This is a genomic window from Sphingomonas panni, from assembly GCF_022664435.1.
GTDB classification, from domain to species: Bacteria; Pseudomonadota; Alphaproteobacteria; order Sphingomonadales; family Sphingomonadaceae; genus Sphingomonas; species Sphingomonas panni.
In genome coordinates this window covers 323,988-338,320 of record NZ_JAKREU010000004.1, presented here as the reverse complement: position 1 = coordinate 338,320, position 14,333 = coordinate 323,988, and the positions used below count along the sequence as shown (strand labels likewise).

The window sequence follows — 14,333 nt, the reverse complement described above, 5'->3', positions numbered from 1 at the left end:
GCGAGCCACCCGCCATCGACGGCAAGGACATGGCCCTGCACATAGGCCGCGGCATCGGAGGCGAGGAACACCGCCGCCCCGCCCAGGTCCGCCGGATCGCCCCAGCGTCCCGCCGGGATGCGGTCGACGATGGCGGTGTTGCGGACCGGATCAGCCTGGAGCGCGGCGGTATTGTTGGTCGCGATATAGCCCGGTGCGATCGCGTTGACCGTCACGCCATGCTTCGCCCATTCGTTCGCCAGCAGCTTGGTCAGCCCGCCGATCCCCGACTTGGACGCGGTATAGCTCGGCACGCGCACCCCGCCCTGAAAGGTCAGCATCGAGGCGATGTTGATGATCCGGCCCCGCCCTTGCGCGATCATGTGGCGCCCGGCGGCCTGCGACAGGAAGAACACCGACTTCAGGTTGGTGTCGACCACCGCGTCCCAGTCCTCCTCGGTAAAGTCGACCGCATCGGCACGGCGGATGATCCCGGCATTGTTGACCAGGATGTCGAGCCGCCCGAGCGCCTCCAGCGTTTCCGCCACGACCCGCTCGACCGGCGCGATGGTCGACAGGTCGGCGGACACGATCGCCGCCCGCCGGCCGAGCGCGCGGACCTGCTGCGCCGTGTCGGTCGCCGGCGTCCGCCCGACCAGCGCGACATCGGCCCCGGCCGCCGCCAGCGCGACCGCAATCGCCTGCCCGATGCCGGTATTGGCCCCGGTAACGGCCGCGACCCGGCCGGATAGATCGAAGGGGTTCATGGCTACTCCTCGTGTCCGCGCATCGGCGGGGTTCGGGCTATCGTGCGGCCCCCGGTCATTCGCAAAGCGTATCCCCGCGCAGGCGGGGATCCAGAGCCGCGGACGGTAACGCTCCTAACCCTGAATCCCCGCCTGCGCGGGGATACCGTCAGGTAGCGCTTACGCCAGCTGGCAGATGTCGAGGACCTGCATGTCGGTATAGTCCTGGTTCTCGCCGGCCATCGCCCAGATAAAGGCATAGGCGCGGGTGCCCGAGCCCATATGCACCGACCAGGGCGGCGAGATCACCGCTTCCTCGTTGCCCATGACGATGTGGCGCATCGCTTCGCCCTCGCCCATGTAATGGAACACCTTGTCGTTGTCGGTCGGCAGCTCGAAGTAGAAATAGATCTCGCTGCGGCGTTCGTGGATGTGCGGCGGCATGGTGTTCCACACGCTGCCGGGCTTGAGCACCGTCAGCCCCATCACCAGCTGCGCGCTGTCGCACACGCCGGGGATGACCAGCTGGTAGATGGTCCGCTCGTTCGATTCCTCGAGGCTGCCGCGCTCCAGCGCATTCGCATCGGCGATGCCGAGCTTGCGGGTCTGGAACCCCTTATGCGCCGGGCAGGACGCGATGTAGAAGCGTGCGCTCTCGCCGCCGAACTCCACGTCCTGCGCACCCATGGTGACGTAGACACAGTCCTTGTTGCCAAGCGTGAACGTCTCGCCATCGACGGTCACCGTGCCTTCCGCCGACCCGACATTGACCACTGCCATCTCGCGGCGTTCGAGGAAGGGATGCCCTTCCGCCGATTTCGGTTCGCTCTGCGCGGGCAGCTTCACCGGCGCGTCACCCACCGCCACCCCGCCGATCACGAACCGGTCGGCATGGGTGTAGTTCAGCACGCACTCGCCCTCGCGGAACAACCCCTCGATCAGATACCGGTCGCGCAACTCCTCGTTCGACACGCATTCCATCATGTCCGGATGCGTCGCGTAATAGGTCCGGTCGTACATTGCTCTCTCCCAAACGGTAACCGGTATCCCGCGCGTCGCGCGTCGTGCCCGTCGCCTCTATTCCGTACGCCCCGATGCTAAGGAGGTTCGGCGCGTCCGTCGACCCACTTTATGACACCGGTTTCTCCAAAGAACTGTTGCAGGGCTTTGCGAGAAGGTTCGTTCCGGCCTAAGTCGCCGACCATGCAACCGCTCGACCACCAGCAACAAGCCGCCCGCACCTGGTTCGAATCGCTCCGCGACCGCATCTGCGCGTCGTTCGAGGCGATCGAGCGCGAAGCGGGTTCGGACGCCAGCTTCACCTATACCCCTTGGGATCGCATCGACCCGTCGGGGGCGCCGGGCGGCGGCGGGGTGCGCGGCGTGATGAAGGGGCGCGTGTTCGAAAAGGTCGGCGTCAACGTGTCGACGGTCGGCGGTACGTTCGAGGGGGAGTTCGCCAAGTCGATCCACGGCGCGGCGGAAGACCCGCGCTTCTTCGCGACGGGCATCAGCCTGGTCGCGCACATGGCCAATCCGCATGTGCCCGCCGTGCATATGAACACCCGCTTCCTGGTGACGACGAAGCGCTGGTTCGGCGGCGGGGCGGATTTGAACCCGCCAATCCCCTATGCGGACGATACCGCCGACTTCCACGCCGCGATGCAGGCGGCATGCAATGCCCATGACCCGGCGCATTATCCGAAGTTCAAGCAATGGGCCGACGATTATTTCTACATCCCCCACCGCGGGGTCCATCGCGGCGTCGGCGGCATCTTCTACGACCATCTCGGCACCGACTGGGACGCGGACTTCGCCTTCACCCGCGATGTCGGGGAGGCGTTCCTGTCCATCTATCCGCAGCTGGTCCGCCGCCGGATGGACATGCCGTTCGATAATACCGACAAGGCGCGGCAGCTGGAATGGCGCGGGCGCTATGCCGAATTCAACCTTGTCTATGATCGTGGCACGTTGTTCGGCCTGAAAACCGGCGGCAATATCGATGCGATCCTGATGAGCCTGCCGCCGCTGGCGACGTGGAGCTGACGCCGTGGGACTGATCCCGGTCAGGCCCGGCGAGGTCGCGACGATCGTCACCTCGCTGGAAATGCTGGAGCGACCACGCCCGGCACCATTGCCGGCCTCGCCGCTGCGGCTGGCGCGCTGGGAACGACCGGGGGTCGAGCGATATCGCGCGTTGTTCCGCCGGGTCGGCGGGCCGTGGTTGTGGTTCTCGCGACTGGTGATGGCGGACGACCGGCTCGAGTCGATCCTCCATGACGATGGCGTCCGCATCTGGGCCGTGGTCGACCGGGCGGGGATCGAGGTCGGGATGCTCGAACTCGATTTCCGCACGGCGGGCGAATGCGAGCTGTCCTATGTCGGGTTGATCCCCGAACTGGCCGGCAAGGGGCATGGCCGCTGGTTGATGGCGCACGCGCTGGCGATGGCGTGGGCCAAGGACGTGACGCGGGTGTGGGTGCATACCTGCACGCTCGATCATCCCGGTGCGCTAGGCTTCTATCGCCGTTCGGGCTTCGTGCCGTACCAGCGCACCGTCGAGACCTTTGCCGACCCCCGCATCGCCGGGATCCTCCCCGACGACTGCGGCAGCCATTATCCGTTGCTGGCGAGCCGGCGGTAGATCGCGGCGCGGGTCAGCGTGTAGGCGATGGCGGTCGCCATCGACACGGCCGACGTCGCGATCGCCACCATGCCCAGCGTCACCGGATTGCTGCCGCCCGACGACGCGGCGCGCGCCAGGCTCTGCAGTAGCGTCTGGACGAAATAGGCACCGACGAAGATCAGCGCCCAGAGCGACAGGAGCTGGATTACCCGCCCCCGCGTCAGTTCGACCGCCCGCCCGATCGCATCGCCGAAGCGCCGCTCCGGCTCCGCGATCAGCACCGGCATCACCAGCGCCGCGCGGCCGATGACGTACAGCCCCGGCACGATGAACAGCGCCATGCCGCAGACCAGCGCGACGTTGATAAGCAGCATCGCTGCGATCAGCACCGGCAGCCGCCGCGCGACGATTCGCAGCGCCTCTCCGACCGTCGGGCGGCTCGGGTCGAGCAGCAGCGCCAGCAGCACCGTGACGCCGACCAGTTCGGCGATCATCTGGAACGCCAGCATCGGCGCATTGTCGATCAGGAACGACTGCATTGATGCCAGCAGCGCCTGATCGTCCGCCGCGCCGCCCGTCGTCGACACGGTCGCGGTCTCGACCCGCGCGAACAACGCCATCGCCAGATTGGGCAGGAAGAAGAACACGCCCCCGACCGCGGCGATGACGTCGCGGTCGCGCTTCCAGATAGTCGACGCCTCGGCACAGGCGGCCGCGATATTCAACCTCATGCGAAGACGGCCGCGTCATCCTGCTGGCCGACGACCTCGCGGTACAGCTTGCCGACGAACGCGCTCTGGTACAGCGCCAGCGCGGCGCTGACCGCCGCCACGGCAACGGCTCCGGCAATGACGGCGGGCGACATCGTAGCGCTATTGTCGGTCAGCAGGCCGAAGATTCCGCCGACGACGAACTGTACCGCCGAAACCGCCACGCCGGTGACGATGCCGTAGAGGATCAGCAGTCCGATCAGCTTCAGCGTCATGCCGCGAGTCAGCGCAAATGCCCGGCCGATCGCACCGATCCCGCGACGCTCATGCGCGACGACGGCGTTGATCGGCAGCAGCCGGGCCGATGCCCAGACGATGAACAGCGCAAGGGCAAAGAAGTACAGGATGGCGATGCCCAGCTTGCCGATCTCGCCGGGCTGGGGCGGCACACCGTTCATGACGGAGGTGAAGTCGAACCCGCTCATGACGGCCAGCACGACTCCGGGAATCGCCAGCACTGCGAGGATCGCCATCAGGACGATGCTGACGCCGATCATCGGCAGGAACCGCGTCTTGGCCAGCGACAGCGCGACGCGATGCTGTTCCTGCCGGTCGGGCTGTCCCGCGAAGGCGACCAGATAGAGCGCACCCCACAGGGAAATGATCGTCGCGACGACCGACACGATCCCCAGCACCGCCGCCGTGCCGGCACCGCTTGCGGCGCGCAGACCGCTGAGGCTGCCATTGATCGCAGGCGCCACGAACTGGGTCGCCAGCAGGACCGGCATCACCTCACCCAGATGGTCGCGCACGAAATCCACCGCACGGTCCCAGATCGTCCCGATCTTTGCCATCGTTGCACTTGCTCCCCTTTTATCCGATGGACGCTGTACCCATCCTGATCCCGAATGAAAATGGCTCCTGACCCCATCGTCCCGCCCGTCGCGACCGCGCAAGCCATTGAGTGGCGCACCGAAACCGAACAGATCGATTACGCCCACGCACTCTCGACGATGGAGGCGCGCGCGACCGCCATTGCCGATGGGCAGGCGGGCGAGATGATCTGGCTGCTCGAACATCCACCGCTCTATACCGCCGGCACCAGCGCCGACCCGGCGGAGTTGCTCGACCCGCGCTTTCCGGTCCACGCCGCCGGGCGTGGCGGGCGCTATACCTATCATGGGCCAGGACAGCGTATCGGCTATCTGATGCTCGACCTGACCCGGCGCGGGCGCGACGTCCGTCGTTTCGTCCACGCGGTGGAGGCGTGGGTGATCGGCGCGCTGGCGAGCTTCGACATCCATGCCTATGCCGTGCCGGAGCGGATCGGCATCTGGACGGCGGATGGCGGGACCGAGGCCAAGATCGGTGCGATCGGCGTTCGCGTGCGTCGGTGGGCCACATTGCACGGTTTTTCGGTGAATCTGGCCCCAGATTTGTCACATTTCGGGGGCATCGTTCCTTGTGGGATCGCCGAATTTCCCGTGACCAGCGCAGCGGCGCTGGGGAAAACGGTGACCCCGGAGATGTTCGACGCAGCGCTCGCCGCCGGTCTGCCGGCTTTTCTGGACGGGCTGTACCCTCCTGCGAAAGAGGCTTGAGGGCGGGCACCCCTTCGACTAATGTCCAGCGCGGATTGGGTATTAACGGCAAAGAAATGCCGCCTATCCATAGCTTAGGGAGCTTACCATGCGTGCATTCTCGAAGATCCTGACCGGTTCGATCATCGCCGGCGCGGCGCTGGCGCTGTCGGCTTGCGGTGGCAAGACCGAAACCACCGCCGACAACGCGACCATCACCGACCTGAACTCGACCGACATGATGGACGGCACGATGTCGGACAACATGACCGCCGTTGACGGCGCCATGGGCAACGACACCATGATGATGTCGAACGACAGCATGATGATGTCGAACGACACCATGATGTCGAACGAAGCCGGCATGACCAACGCCATGTAATCAGCCGTTTTCGGCTATTCTGGCGAAGGGCCGTCCGGGCGACCGGGCGGCCCTTTTCGTTGGTCACCGCCATCCGCCCGATCGTTACGGTTCCATGCGGCGAAACGTGACGCCAACGTGCAAGTTGGGGCTTGGGTCGTCGCGAAAAACGCCTTAACCATCGCTCCCTACCCTGGCGCCAAGCCCGCGCCACGAAAGGAAGAGATGAGCGTAGTGCGTACCCTGGTCCTGGCCGCTGCCGCCGCCCTGACCGTCGCGGCAACCCCCGCGTCGGCCCAATTTTTCTTCAAGCCCTATGACATGGACGGACCGCGCGTGACCGGGGACGAACCCGGCGTCATGACGCAGGCGTTGCCCGGTGCGACGCCCGCCGAACTGCGTGCCGCCGTGCTGTGGAATCTGCGTTCCGCGCTGAACGTGGCGGCGCTGCAGTGCCAGTTCGAACCGACGATGCTGACGCTCAACAACTACAACGCCATGCTGTTCAACCATGCCGACGAACTGAAGGCCAGCTACGCCGCGCTCGACAAATATTTCGACCGCACGACCGGGTCGCTGAAGGCCGGCCAGACCGCGCTCGACCAGTTCGGCACGCGCGTCTATTCGAGCTTCTCGACCGTGTCGGCGCAGCTCGGCTTTTGCCAGGCGGCGAACGAGATCGGGCAGGAAGCGTTGTTCGTGCCGCGCGGCTATCTGGGCGAATTTGCGGAACTGCGGATGCGCAAGCTCCGCAACTCGCTGGTCGCCTATGGCGAGCAGCAGTTTACCCGCCAGATCCCGTACATGCGTCCGGCGCGCCTCTACCAGTTCGAGAACCCGAAATGCTGGCGCAAGGGCGTGTGGCAGACGAAGCGGTGCGGCGCATTCCCGAGCTAACGATCTTTTCCAAAAAAAAGCACTGTAGCGCCGGAACCATGGATAGGGCTTGCCGTTATCACCTTCGGATAGCGATCTTATGCCCCCCCGCTCTCGCTATCCGCTAAAAGGACCCGGTAGGCGCAAACCCTCCCCCCCCCCCGGTAGCGCCACCGGGTCCATATACTGGTTTCACCTAAGCGACCCGTCGGCCACAAACCGGCGGGTCGCTTTTTTGGTGGCGCCATTTTGGTAGCGGAACGAATAATTTCGTCAGACATTCCTCTCCCGGAAGCGGGTATTGGCCCGCAAAACACCGGAGATGAACATGCGTAAGATCCTGAGCCTCGCCGTCGTTGCCGGCGCCCTTGCCATCAGCGCCTGCAACACCGTTGAAGGTGTCGGCAAGGACGTATCGTCGGCAGGCAGCGCAGTCGCCGGCGCGGCACGCGACACCAAGTAACGCTCGACCGACGGTCGACACGAAAAGGGCGGCCCGGAACCTCGGACCGCCCTTTTTCTATACCCGCATCTTTCGGGAAGAAGCCGTCAGGCGGCTTCTTCCTCGGCAGCGTCGGGATCGCGTTTTGCCCGCCGCTTTTCGGTGAACCAGATCGCGATGAGGGCCAGTTCGTAGAGCAGGATCAGCGGCACCGCGAGCAGGAACTGCGACCCGATGTCCGGCGGCGTCGCCACGGCGGCAATCGCAAACGCCGCGACGATGGCATAGCGCCGCGCGCCGACCAGCTGCTTGCGCGTGACGATCCCCGCCAGTTCCAGCAGCATCAGCAGCACCGGCAACAGGAACGCCAGGCCAAACGCGAACAGGAACTGCATCACGAACGACAGGTAATTCTCGATCGAGGGCAGTGCTTCCTGTTCGACGCCGCCGAGATTGCCCTGATAGCCGAGCAGAAAATGCAGCGCGACGGGGATGGTGACGTAATAGGCCAGCGCCGCCCCGGCGATGAACAGCACCGGCGTCGCCAGCAGGAACGGGAACAGCGCCTTTTTCTCGTTGCGATACAATCCTGGCGCCACGAACTGCCATAGCTGGTTCGCGATCACCGGGAAGGACAGCATCATCGCCGCGAAGAACGCGACCTTGATCTGAACGAAGAACGCCTCGAAAATCTGGGTGAAGATCACGCGCTTTTGCCCCGCCGCCAACAGCGGCTTGAGCAGAAACGTCAGGATCTGATGCGAGAAATAGAAGCAGACCGCGAAGCACAGCGCGACGGCGACCGCCGAATAGAGCAGGCGGCGGCGCAGTTCGATCAGATGGTCGAGCAGCGGGGCCTGGCTGTCGTCGATATCGTTCATGACGGAGCCTTGCCATCGGCGGCGGGCGGATGATCGCCGGGTGCCTCACGCAGTTCGGGACGTTCGACCATGACGGGTGCGTGCGCATCGTTGTGGGGCGGAATGTCCTGTGGCGCATCCTGGACCGGCGGTGGCGGCGAAGGCGCATCGACGGGATGCACCGCAGCCGGCGCATCGGCGGGGTGCTCCCGCATGATCCGGGCGTTTTCCTCCGCCCATTTCTTTTCCATTTCCGCAAGTTCCGCCTCGCGCACCATCGTGTCGAAGCCGGAGCGGAACTGACGCGCCACGCCACGCGCCTTGCCGACCCACAGGCCGACGATGCGCATGGCTTTTGGCAAATCCTTGGGACCGATGACGACCAGCGCGACCAGCGCGACGACCATCAATTCGGTGGGAGCGATATCGAACATCGGCGCTCGGGGTCAGGCGGGCGCGATGCCCGCCAGGGAACAGGGAATCAGCGGTCGCCGTGCGGACGGTCGGCGTCGCGAACGGGATCGCGATGCACAGGATCGCGCGGCGGCAGATCATGGTCGTAGGCAGTGTCGAGCGGACGCTGTTCCAGCCGTTCGCGCGGCCGTGCCGGCGGCGGCGGAACATCGTCGTCCTCCGCCATGCCCTTCTTGAAGCTCTTCAACCCCTTGGCAACGTCACCCATCATGTCCGAAAACCGACCCTTGCCGAACAGCAGCAGGATCGCGACGCCGACGATAAGCCAGTGCCAAATGCTAAGACCACCCATCGTCCAACTCCAAGCGAAACGGATCGTTGGGCCTCACTTAGTCGCTATCGCCGCCGCTTTCCAGCACGCTTGCGCAGGCATCGTCGATTGGTTCGAGCAGCCCCGCCGCGCGCAGATCGTCGATTCCCGGTAGATCGCGGCGGCTGTCCAGCCCGAAATGGTCCAGAAACGCCTGGGTCGTTGCGTACTGTAGCGGACGCCCGGGCACCTCACGCCGACCCGCCGGCCGGACCCAGCCGGCGCTGAGCAGCACATCGATCGTCCCCTTGGATATCTGCACCCCGCGGATCGATTCGATGTCCGCGCGTGTCGCCGGTTCGTGATAGGCGATGATTGCCAGCGTCTCGATCGCGGCGCGCGACAGGCGGCGTGATTCGTCGCGGTCGCGGCGCAGGAAATGGGCGAGGTCGGGCGCGGTTTCGAAATGCCAATGCTCGCCCCGGCGAACGAGGCCGAAGCCGCGACCTTCATGGTCCGCCGCGATCCGCGTCAGCGCGGCGCGCACGTCGCCTTCCCCAACATGAGTCGCGATCATCGCGACCGTCATCGGCGTTTCGCTGGCAAACAGCACCGCCTCGACCGCGCGGACGAACGGGTCGGTCATGCGATCCGCCGCACGTCGATCGGTCCGAACGGCGCATCCTGCCGGATCGCCACCCGCCCCTGCCGCGCCAGTTCCAGGGTCGCGAGAAAGGTCGACGCAAGCGCCGAACGGCGATAGCGTTCGTCCGCGTCGACCGGCAGGAACGCCGCGATCGACGTCCAGTCGATCCGCGTGCCGAGCATCGTCTCCACCCGTTCGATCGCCGTCTCCAGCGTCATGACGGGGCGATGGGCGACGACATGCAGCACCGGGCGGGTCCGGGCGCTGATCCGGCCATAGGCGGCGATCAGGTCGTACAGGCCCGCGTCCCACCGCGCCTTGCGCACGACGTTCAGCCCTTCCGGGTCCCCGCGCAGGAACACGTCCCGGCCGATCCGGTCTCGTCCCATCAGCCGCGCCCCCGCCTCCCGCATCGCATCCAGCCGTTCGAGCCGGAGCTGGAGCCGCAGCGCCAGTTCCTCCGGGTCGGGGTCCATTTCCGGTTCGCGCGGCAGTAGCAGCGCGGATTTGAGATAGGCGAGCCACGCCGCCATCACGAGCCAGTCCGCCGCCAGTTCGAGCCGCAACGCCGCCGCCCGGTCGATCCAGCGCAGATATTGCTCGACCAGCGCGAGGATCGAGATGCGGCGCAGGTCGACTTTCTGCGTCCGGGCCAGCGCCAGCAGCAGGTCGAGCGGCCCTTCCCACCCATCCAGTTCGATCGTCAGTACCGGTGCGTCGGCGTCCATCGCCCGACCCTACCCGGCCATGGCGCGGTCCGTCACCGATATTCGTGCGTCACATCCTGATGGACGCCGTACAACCGGACCGACCGGCCGTTCTCGACCTCCGGCAGCGCGACGATGCGCACCCAGCGGAGCGGCTGGCCTGGCGCGTCGACTTCGGTATCGATCGTGAAGCCGCGGTGATGGCGGATCGCATGGCTACGCAGCCGTTCCAGCGCGGCACGCGATTCGGGGCGGTACATCGGCAGGACGACTTCGCGGACCGGTGTGATACCGGCGGGCAGGCCGAACAGCGCATAGGTTGAATCGGACCAAGACAGGGTATTAGTGAGCAGATCACAGGCAAACGGGCCATCGTTGGCCCGTCCGGCGCTATAGCCGACATCCAGCATGCCATGGGGGAAGCGCGCTCCCCGTTCGAACAGCGGCCAGCTATGGTAGAGTTGAAGCGGCTCCGTCGGCAGCATCGTCCTGTTCCCACGCAGAAGGCCGGGAAAGTCTAGGTCGGCGGCGTTAAGAACCGGTTATCGCGTCAGGCGAGCGCCAGCAGCCGGTCCCGCGTGTCGACCAGTTCCGCCAGCGAAGCCATACCTTCCGTCGCGACGCCGGCCATCGCCCGGTCCAGCCGTACGCGCGATTCGGGGGCGACTTCGCCCAGCCGGTCGGCGATCGCCGCCATCTCGTCCAGCCGTGCCCAGCAGTCCAGCACCACGTCGCACCCGGCCGCAATCGCCGCCGCCGCCTTGTCCGCCGGTGCGCCGCTCAGCGCCTTCATGTCGATATCGTCGGTCATGAGCAGTCCGTCGAACCCGATCCTGCCCCGGATCACGTCACGGATGATGGTCGGCGACAGGGTGGCGGGTCGATCGGCATCCCATGCCTCGAACACGACATGCGCCGTCATTGCCATCGGCGCGGACGACAGCGTCGCGAACGGCGCGATATCCTGTTCGAGCGCATCGGCCGGTGCCGACACGCGCGGCAGTTCGAGATGGCTGTCGACGGTGGCGCGGCCATGGCCCGGCATGTGCTTGACGATACCGACGACCCCGGCCGCCGCCAAGCCGTCCAGCGTCGCCCGGCCGAGCGCCGCCACCTGCATCGGGTCCGCGCCGAAGCTGCGGTCGCCGATCGCCCCGGTCATGTCGGGCTGCGCCACATCGAGCAGCGGCGTCGCATCGACCGTCACGCCGACTTCCGCCAGCATGACCCCCAGGGCCTGCCCATTCGCTTTGGCCGCGGCGATCGCCGAGGACGGAGCGCGATCGTACAGCGCGGCAAAGGCCGAGGGCGCGGGAAAGGCCGGCCAGACCGGTGGCTTCATCCGGGCGACCCGCCCGCCCTCCTGATCGATCAGGATGGGAAGGTCGCTCCGGCCTGAAAGGTCTCGCAGGCTGTCGGTCAGCGCGCGCATCTGGTCGCGATCGACGCAGTTGCGCCCCATCAGGATATAGCCAACCGGATCGGCGTCACGGAACAGGGCGATTTCGTCGGGGGTCAGGGTCGGGCCGGACAGGCCGAAGATCACGGGCTTCATGGGACAGCGCGCTACCCCAGCAACGGGCGGGCGACAACCGTCGCCGCGCCCGTCCACCTCATCGTGCGACGAAGCAGTTCTCGCCCGCCAGTTTCAGCTTGCCGCACAGGTCCGACGCCTGGTTCGCGCTGCCGGCGTTGACGCGCAGGCGATAGACGGTCTTGCCCTTTACCTCCGCTACCTGCACCGACTTGCCGAGTGGGGCCAGGTAGGCGAAGCGGCGGGACAGCTGGTTCCACGCCGTGTTCGCGACGGCTTCACTGGGAAAGGAGCCGAGCTGCACGACCGATCCGCCTGCGCCCGCCGCCGTTTCGACCGGTGCGGCAGCGGCAGGCGCGCGCGCTTCCAGCTTGGCAGTCGTGGTCGGGACGGCGGTCGCCACGCGTCCGGTACCGCTGCTGGTCGGGCCGGCGGCCGGCGCGGCGGTGCGACCCTGAACAGGCGCTTCGGGTACGGCGTTCAGATTGACAGAGGCATTGCCCCCGGTCGCGCCTTCGCTGGTGGCGATGGCGGTATCGCTGTCGCCGGTCACACGCAAACCATCCGCTTCCTGCGGGCGGGTCTTGTACGGTCCTTCCGGCGCGGCGATCAGGTCGCCGGTACCGCTGGCGGTCGGCGCGCCGCGATGGCGCAGTAACGCAAAGGCGATCGTCCCGACCATCAGCAACCCGATCAGCACGATCAGCACCGTGCGCCAGATCGGACGCGCGGGTTCCGGTTCCGGCTCCGCGCTTTCCAGCCAGGGCAGGCGTTCGTGGTCGGGATCGCCGGATGCGATCATGTCCGCCATTACTTCATCTCCTCGACCGCCTCGACGCCCATGATCGCCAGGCCGTTGCGGATAATCTGCCCGATCGCGCGGGCGAGGAAAAGCCGCGCCTGCGTCAGCTGGGCGTCATCAGCCTGAAGGTACCGGCGGGACGGATCGTCGTTGCCGAGATTCCATGCCGCATGAAATTCGGCGGCCAAGTCGTAGAGATAAAAGGCGATCCGGTGCGGCTCGCGCGCCGCCGCCGCGCTTTCGACGACGCGCGGGAACTGCGCCGCACGCTTCACCAGCGCCAGCTCGACCGTATCGAGACGGGACAGGTCTGCATTCGCGTCCTCGGCAATGCCGGCCTCCGCCGCGCGGCGGACCAGCGAATGGACGCGGGCATGGGCGTATTGCACGTAGAACACCGGATTGTCCTTCGACGCCTCCACCACCTTGGCGAAGTCGAAGTCCATCTGCGCATCGGCCTTGCGGGTCAGCATGGTGAAGCGCACCACGTCCTTGCCGACCTCGTTGACGACATCGGCCAGCGTGACGAAATTGCCGGCGCGCTTCGACATCTTGACCGGCTCGCCACCGCGCAGCAGGCGCACCATCTGCACGAGCTTGACGTCGAAGCGGGTCTTGCCTTCGGTCAGTGCCTGCACCGCCGCGACGATCCGCTTGACGGTGCCGGCATGGTCCGCGCCCCAGATATCGATCAGCTGATCGGCACCCTCTGCCTTCTGAAAGTGGTAGGCGAGGTCGGCGCCGAAATAGGTCCAGCTGCCGTCCGACTTCCTGATCGGGCGATCCTGGTCGTCGCCGAACTTCGTCGAGCGGAACAACGGCAGTTCGACCGGTTCCCAATCGTCGGGCAATTCGCCCTTCGGCGCTTCGAGGACACCGTCATAGATCAGGTCGCGCGCACGCAGCCATGCCTCGGCCGCTTCGGGCTTGCCGGCAGCCTGCAACTCGGCTTCGGACGAGAAGACGTCGTGATGGATGCCGAGCAGTTGCAGGTCGGCGCGGATCATCTCCAGCATTGCGGCGACCGTCTTGGTGCGAAACAGCGCCAGCCATTCCTCCTCGGGTGCGTTCGCATAGCGGTCGCCATATTCGGCGGCGAGCGCCTGCCCGACCGGGACCAGATAGTCGCCGGGATACAGGCCTTCGGGGATGGTGATCGTCTCGCCCAGCGCCTCGCGGTAGCGCAGATGCGCCGAGCGGGCGAGGACGGCGACCTGTCCGCCGGCATCGTTGACATAATATTCGCGGATGACCCGCGCGCCGTTCCATTCGAGCAGGCTGGCGAGCGCATCGCCGACCACTGCGCCGCGGCAATGGCCCATGTGCATCGGCCCCGTCGGGTTGGCCGAGACATATTCGATGTTTACCACCTGCCCCGCACCGGTCTGCGAACGGCCATAGGCGTCCCCCGCTTCGGCGATCGCGGTCAGTTCGCCGCGCCAGGTGTCGTCGGTCAGCGTCAGGTTGATGAAGCCTGGCCCTGCGACCGATGCGCTCGCTACCTCAGGCAGGCCGGCCAGTTCGGCGACCAGCAGTTCGGCCAGCGCGCGCGGGTTGGTCTTGGCCGGCTTGGCCAGCACCATCGCTGCATTGGTCGACAGGTCGCCATGCGTCGTATCGCGCGGCGGTTCGACCGTGATCGCGCGTCGCTCCAGTCCCGCCGGCAGGTCGCCACGGGCGACGAGCGTGTCGAGCGCGCGGTCGAGATGGGCGAAGAAACGGGGGTACAGCGTCATGGCG

At 66.3% G+C, this 14,333-nt stretch carries 19 protein-coding genes; 6 read left to right on the top strand and 13 right to left on the bottom strand.

Translation table 11 applies throughout. From position 1 onward, the window contains the following. Both kduD and kduI read right to left on the bottom strand, forming a co-directional pair. On the bottom strand, positions 1 to 746 hold a 746-nt coding region (gene kduD, locus MF609_RS10780; RefSeq protein ID WP_242416310.1), incomplete at its 3' end, for a 2-dehydro-3-deoxy-D-gluconate 5-dehydrogenase KduD. Positions 747 to 905: 159 nt separating this feature from the next. Continuing rightward, the gene (gene kduI / locus MF609_RS10775; RefSeq protein WP_242416309.1) at positions 906 to 1,745 is read right to left on the bottom strand and encodes a 5-dehydro-4-deoxy-D-glucuronate isomerase; all 840 of its coding nucleotides are present in this window, start codon (positions 1,743 to 1,745) and stop codon (positions 906 to 908) included. Between the two features lie 183 nt (positions 1,746 to 1,928). Here kduI and hemF point away from each other — a divergent pair, with 183 nt between their 5' ends. Both hemF and MF609_RS10765 read left to right on the top strand, forming a co-directional pair. After that, complete coding sequence (hemF, locus tag MF609_RS10770) at positions 1,929 to 2,771, top strand: oxygen-dependent coproporphyrinogen oxidase (protein WP_242416308.1); 843 nt, start codon at positions 1,929 to 1,931, stop codon at positions 2,769 to 2,771. A 4-nt stretch (positions 2,772 to 2,775) separates the two neighbouring features. After that, positions 2,776 to 3,369 carry a GNAT family N-acetyltransferase gene (locus MF609_RS10765; protein WP_242416307.1) on the top strand — a complete coding sequence of 198 codons (594 nt, stop codon included), beginning with the start codon at positions 2,776 to 2,778 and terminating at the stop codon, positions 3,367 to 3,369. On the opposite strand, the gene MF609_RS10760 is transcribed toward MF609_RS10765, so the two are convergent. Both MF609_RS10760 and MF609_RS10755 read right to left on the bottom strand, forming a co-directional pair. Then, complete coding sequence (locus MF609_RS10760) at positions 3,342 to 4,082, bottom strand: hypothetical protein (protein ID WP_242416306.1); 741 nt, start codon at positions 4,080 to 4,082, stop codon at positions 3,342 to 3,344. The two genes, MF609_RS10765 and MF609_RS10760, sit on opposite strands and share 28 nt — an antisense overlap. Next, a complete protein-coding gene (locus MF609_RS10755) occupies positions 4,079 to 4,915 on the bottom strand; it encodes a hypothetical protein (protein WP_242416305.1) in 837 nt (278 codons plus the stop codon). The genes MF609_RS10760 and MF609_RS10755 overlap by 4 nt, the downstream gene beginning before the upstream one ends. A 60-nt stretch (positions 4,916 to 4,975) precedes the next feature. Between MF609_RS10755 and lipB the strand changes: the two genes are divergently transcribed. From lipB to MF609_RS10735, 4 genes are all read left to right on the top strand, one after another. Next, entirely contained in the window at positions 4,976 to 5,662 is a 687-nt protein-coding gene (lipB, locus tag MF609_RS10750; RefSeq protein ID WP_419723095.1) for a lipoyl(octanoyl) transferase LipB, read from the top strand. An 88-nt stretch (positions 5,663 to 5,750) separates the two neighbouring features. Next, complete coding sequence (locus MF609_RS10745) at positions 5,751 to 6,023, top strand: hypothetical protein (protein WP_242416303.1); 273 nt, start codon at positions 5,751 to 5,753, stop codon at positions 6,021 to 6,023. A 204-nt stretch (positions 6,024 to 6,227) separates the two neighbouring features. Next, positions 6,228 to 6,899: a hypothetical protein gene (locus MF609_RS10740; RefSeq protein WP_242416302.1), complete on the top strand. Its 672-nt coding sequence runs from the start codon at positions 6,228 to 6,230 to the stop codon at positions 6,897 to 6,899. 307 nt (positions 6,900 to 7,206) lie between these two features. Further along, on the top strand, positions 7,207 to 7,341 hold the full coding sequence (locus MF609_RS10735; protein ID WP_242416301.1) for an entericidin A/B family lipoprotein: 135 nt from the start codon (positions 7,207 to 7,209) through the stop codon (positions 7,339 to 7,341). A gap of 86 nt (positions 7,342 to 7,427) precedes the next feature. Here the strand turns inward: MF609_RS10735 and tatC are convergent, their stop codons facing one another. The 9 genes from tatC to argS form a co-directional block, all read right to left on the bottom strand. Continuing rightward, complete coding sequence (tatC, locus tag MF609_RS10730) at positions 7,428 to 8,201, bottom strand: twin-arginine translocase subunit TatC (RefSeq protein ID WP_242416300.1); 774 nt, start codon at positions 8,199 to 8,201, stop codon at positions 7,428 to 7,430. Beyond that, a complete protein-coding gene (gene tatB, locus MF609_RS10725; RefSeq protein WP_242416299.1) occupies positions 8,198 to 8,614 on the bottom strand; it encodes a Sec-independent protein translocase protein TatB in 417 nt (138 codons plus the stop codon). Before tatB ends, tatC begins: the two co-directional genes overlap by 4 nt. 47 nt (positions 8,615 to 8,661) lie before the next feature. Further along, positions 8,662 to 8,946 carry a twin-arginine translocase TatA/TatE family subunit gene (locus MF609_RS10720; RefSeq protein WP_242416298.1) on the bottom strand — a complete coding sequence of 95 codons (285 nt, stop codon included), beginning with the start codon at positions 8,944 to 8,946 and terminating at the stop codon, positions 8,662 to 8,664. Positions 8,947 to 8,983: 37 nt separating this feature from the next. Continuing rightward, positions 8,984 to 9,550, bottom strand: a complete 567-nt coding sequence (gene scpB / locus MF609_RS10715; RefSeq protein WP_242416297.1) for an SMC-Scp complex subunit ScpB — start codon at positions 9,548 to 9,550, stop codon at positions 8,984 to 8,986. Then, positions 9,547 to 10,278: a segregation and condensation protein A gene (locus MF609_RS10710; protein ID WP_242416296.1), complete on the bottom strand. Its 732-nt coding sequence runs from the start codon at positions 10,276 to 10,278 to the stop codon at positions 9,547 to 9,549. The genes scpB and MF609_RS10710 overlap by 4 nt, the downstream gene beginning before the upstream one ends. A gap of 32 nt (positions 10,279 to 10,310) precedes the next feature. Next, positions 10,311 to 10,742: a hypothetical protein gene (locus MF609_RS10705; RefSeq protein ID WP_242416295.1), complete on the bottom strand. Its 432-nt coding sequence runs from the start codon at positions 10,740 to 10,742 to the stop codon at positions 10,311 to 10,313. 65 nt (positions 10,743 to 10,807) lie between these two features. Further along, entirely contained in the window at positions 10,808 to 11,812 is a 1,005-nt protein-coding gene (gene nagZ, locus MF609_RS10700; protein WP_242416294.1) for a beta-N-acetylhexosaminidase, read from the bottom strand. 58 nt (positions 11,813 to 11,870) lie between these two features. Next, positions 11,871 to 12,602 (bottom strand): SPOR domain-containing protein, encoded by a 732-nt coding sequence (locus tag MF609_RS10695; protein ID WP_242416293.1) that lies wholly within the window; start codon positions 12,600 to 12,602, stop codon positions 11,871 to 11,873. Next, positions 12,602 to 14,329 (bottom strand): arginine--tRNA ligase, encoded by a 1,728-nt coding sequence (gene argS, locus MF609_RS10690; protein WP_242416292.1) that lies wholly within the window; start codon positions 14,327 to 14,329, stop codon positions 12,602 to 12,604. Before argS ends, MF609_RS10695 begins: the two co-directional genes overlap by 1 nt. Positions 14,330 to 14,333: the final 4 nt, after the last annotated feature.

Coding starts and splice junctions, on each gene's coding strand:
- kduI (WP_242416309.1), bottom strand. CDS start 1,745: ATGTACGACCGGACCTATTACGCGACGCATCCGGACATGATGGAATGC.
- hemF (WP_242416308.1), top strand. CDS start 1,929: ATGCAACCGCTCGACCACCAGCAACAAGCCGCCCGCACCTGGTTCGAA.
- MF609_RS10760 (WP_242416306.1), bottom strand. CDS start 4,082: ATGAGGTTGAATATCGCGGCCGCCTGTGCCGAGGCGTCGACTATCTGG.
- MF609_RS10755 (WP_242416305.1), bottom strand. CDS start 4,915: ATGGCAAAGATCGGGACGATCTGGGACCGTGCGGTGGATTTCGTGCGC.
- lipB (WP_419723095.1), top strand. CDS start 4,976: ATGGCTCCTGACCCCATCGTCCCGCCCGTCGCGACCGCGCAAGCCATT.
- MF609_RS10745 (WP_242416303.1), top strand. CDS start 5,751: ATGCGTGCATTCTCGAAGATCCTGACCGGTTCGATCATCGCCGGCGCG.
- MF609_RS10740 (WP_242416302.1), top strand. CDS start 6,228: ATGAGCGTAGTGCGTACCCTGGTCCTGGCCGCTGCCGCCGCCCTGACC.
- MF609_RS10735 (WP_242416301.1), top strand. CDS start 7,207: ATGCGTAAGATCCTGAGCCTCGCCGTCGTTGCCGGCGCCCTTGCCATC.
- tatC (WP_242416300.1), bottom strand. CDS start 8,201: ATGAACGATATCGACGACAGCCAGGCCCCGCTGCTCGACCATCTGATC.
- tatB (WP_242416299.1), bottom strand. CDS start 8,614: ATGTTCGATATCGCTCCCACCGAATTGATGGTCGTCGCGCTGGTCGCG.
- MF609_RS10720 (WP_242416298.1), bottom strand. CDS start 8,946: ATGGGTGGTCTTAGCATTTGGCACTGGCTTATCGTCGGCGTCGCGATC.
- scpB (WP_242416297.1), bottom strand. CDS start 9,550: ATGACCGACCCGTTCGTCCGCGCGGTCGAGGCGGTGCTGTTTGCCAGC.
- MF609_RS10710 (WP_242416296.1), bottom strand. CDS start 10,278: ATGGACGCCGACGCACCGGTACTGACGATCGAACTGGATGGGTGGGAA.
- MF609_RS10705 (WP_242416295.1), bottom strand. CDS start 10,742: ATGCTGCCGACGGAGCCGCTTCAACTCTACCATAGCTGGCCGCTGTTC.
- nagZ (WP_242416294.1), bottom strand. CDS start 11,812: ATGAAGCCCGTGATCTTCGGCCTGTCCGGCCCGACCCTGACCCCCGAC.
- MF609_RS10695 (WP_242416293.1), bottom strand. CDS start 12,602: ATGGCGGACATGATCGCATCCGGCGATCCCGACCACGAACGCCTGCCC.
- argS (WP_242416292.1), bottom strand. CDS start 14,329: ATGACGCTGTACCCCCGTTTCTTCGCCCATCTCGACCGCGCGCTCGAC.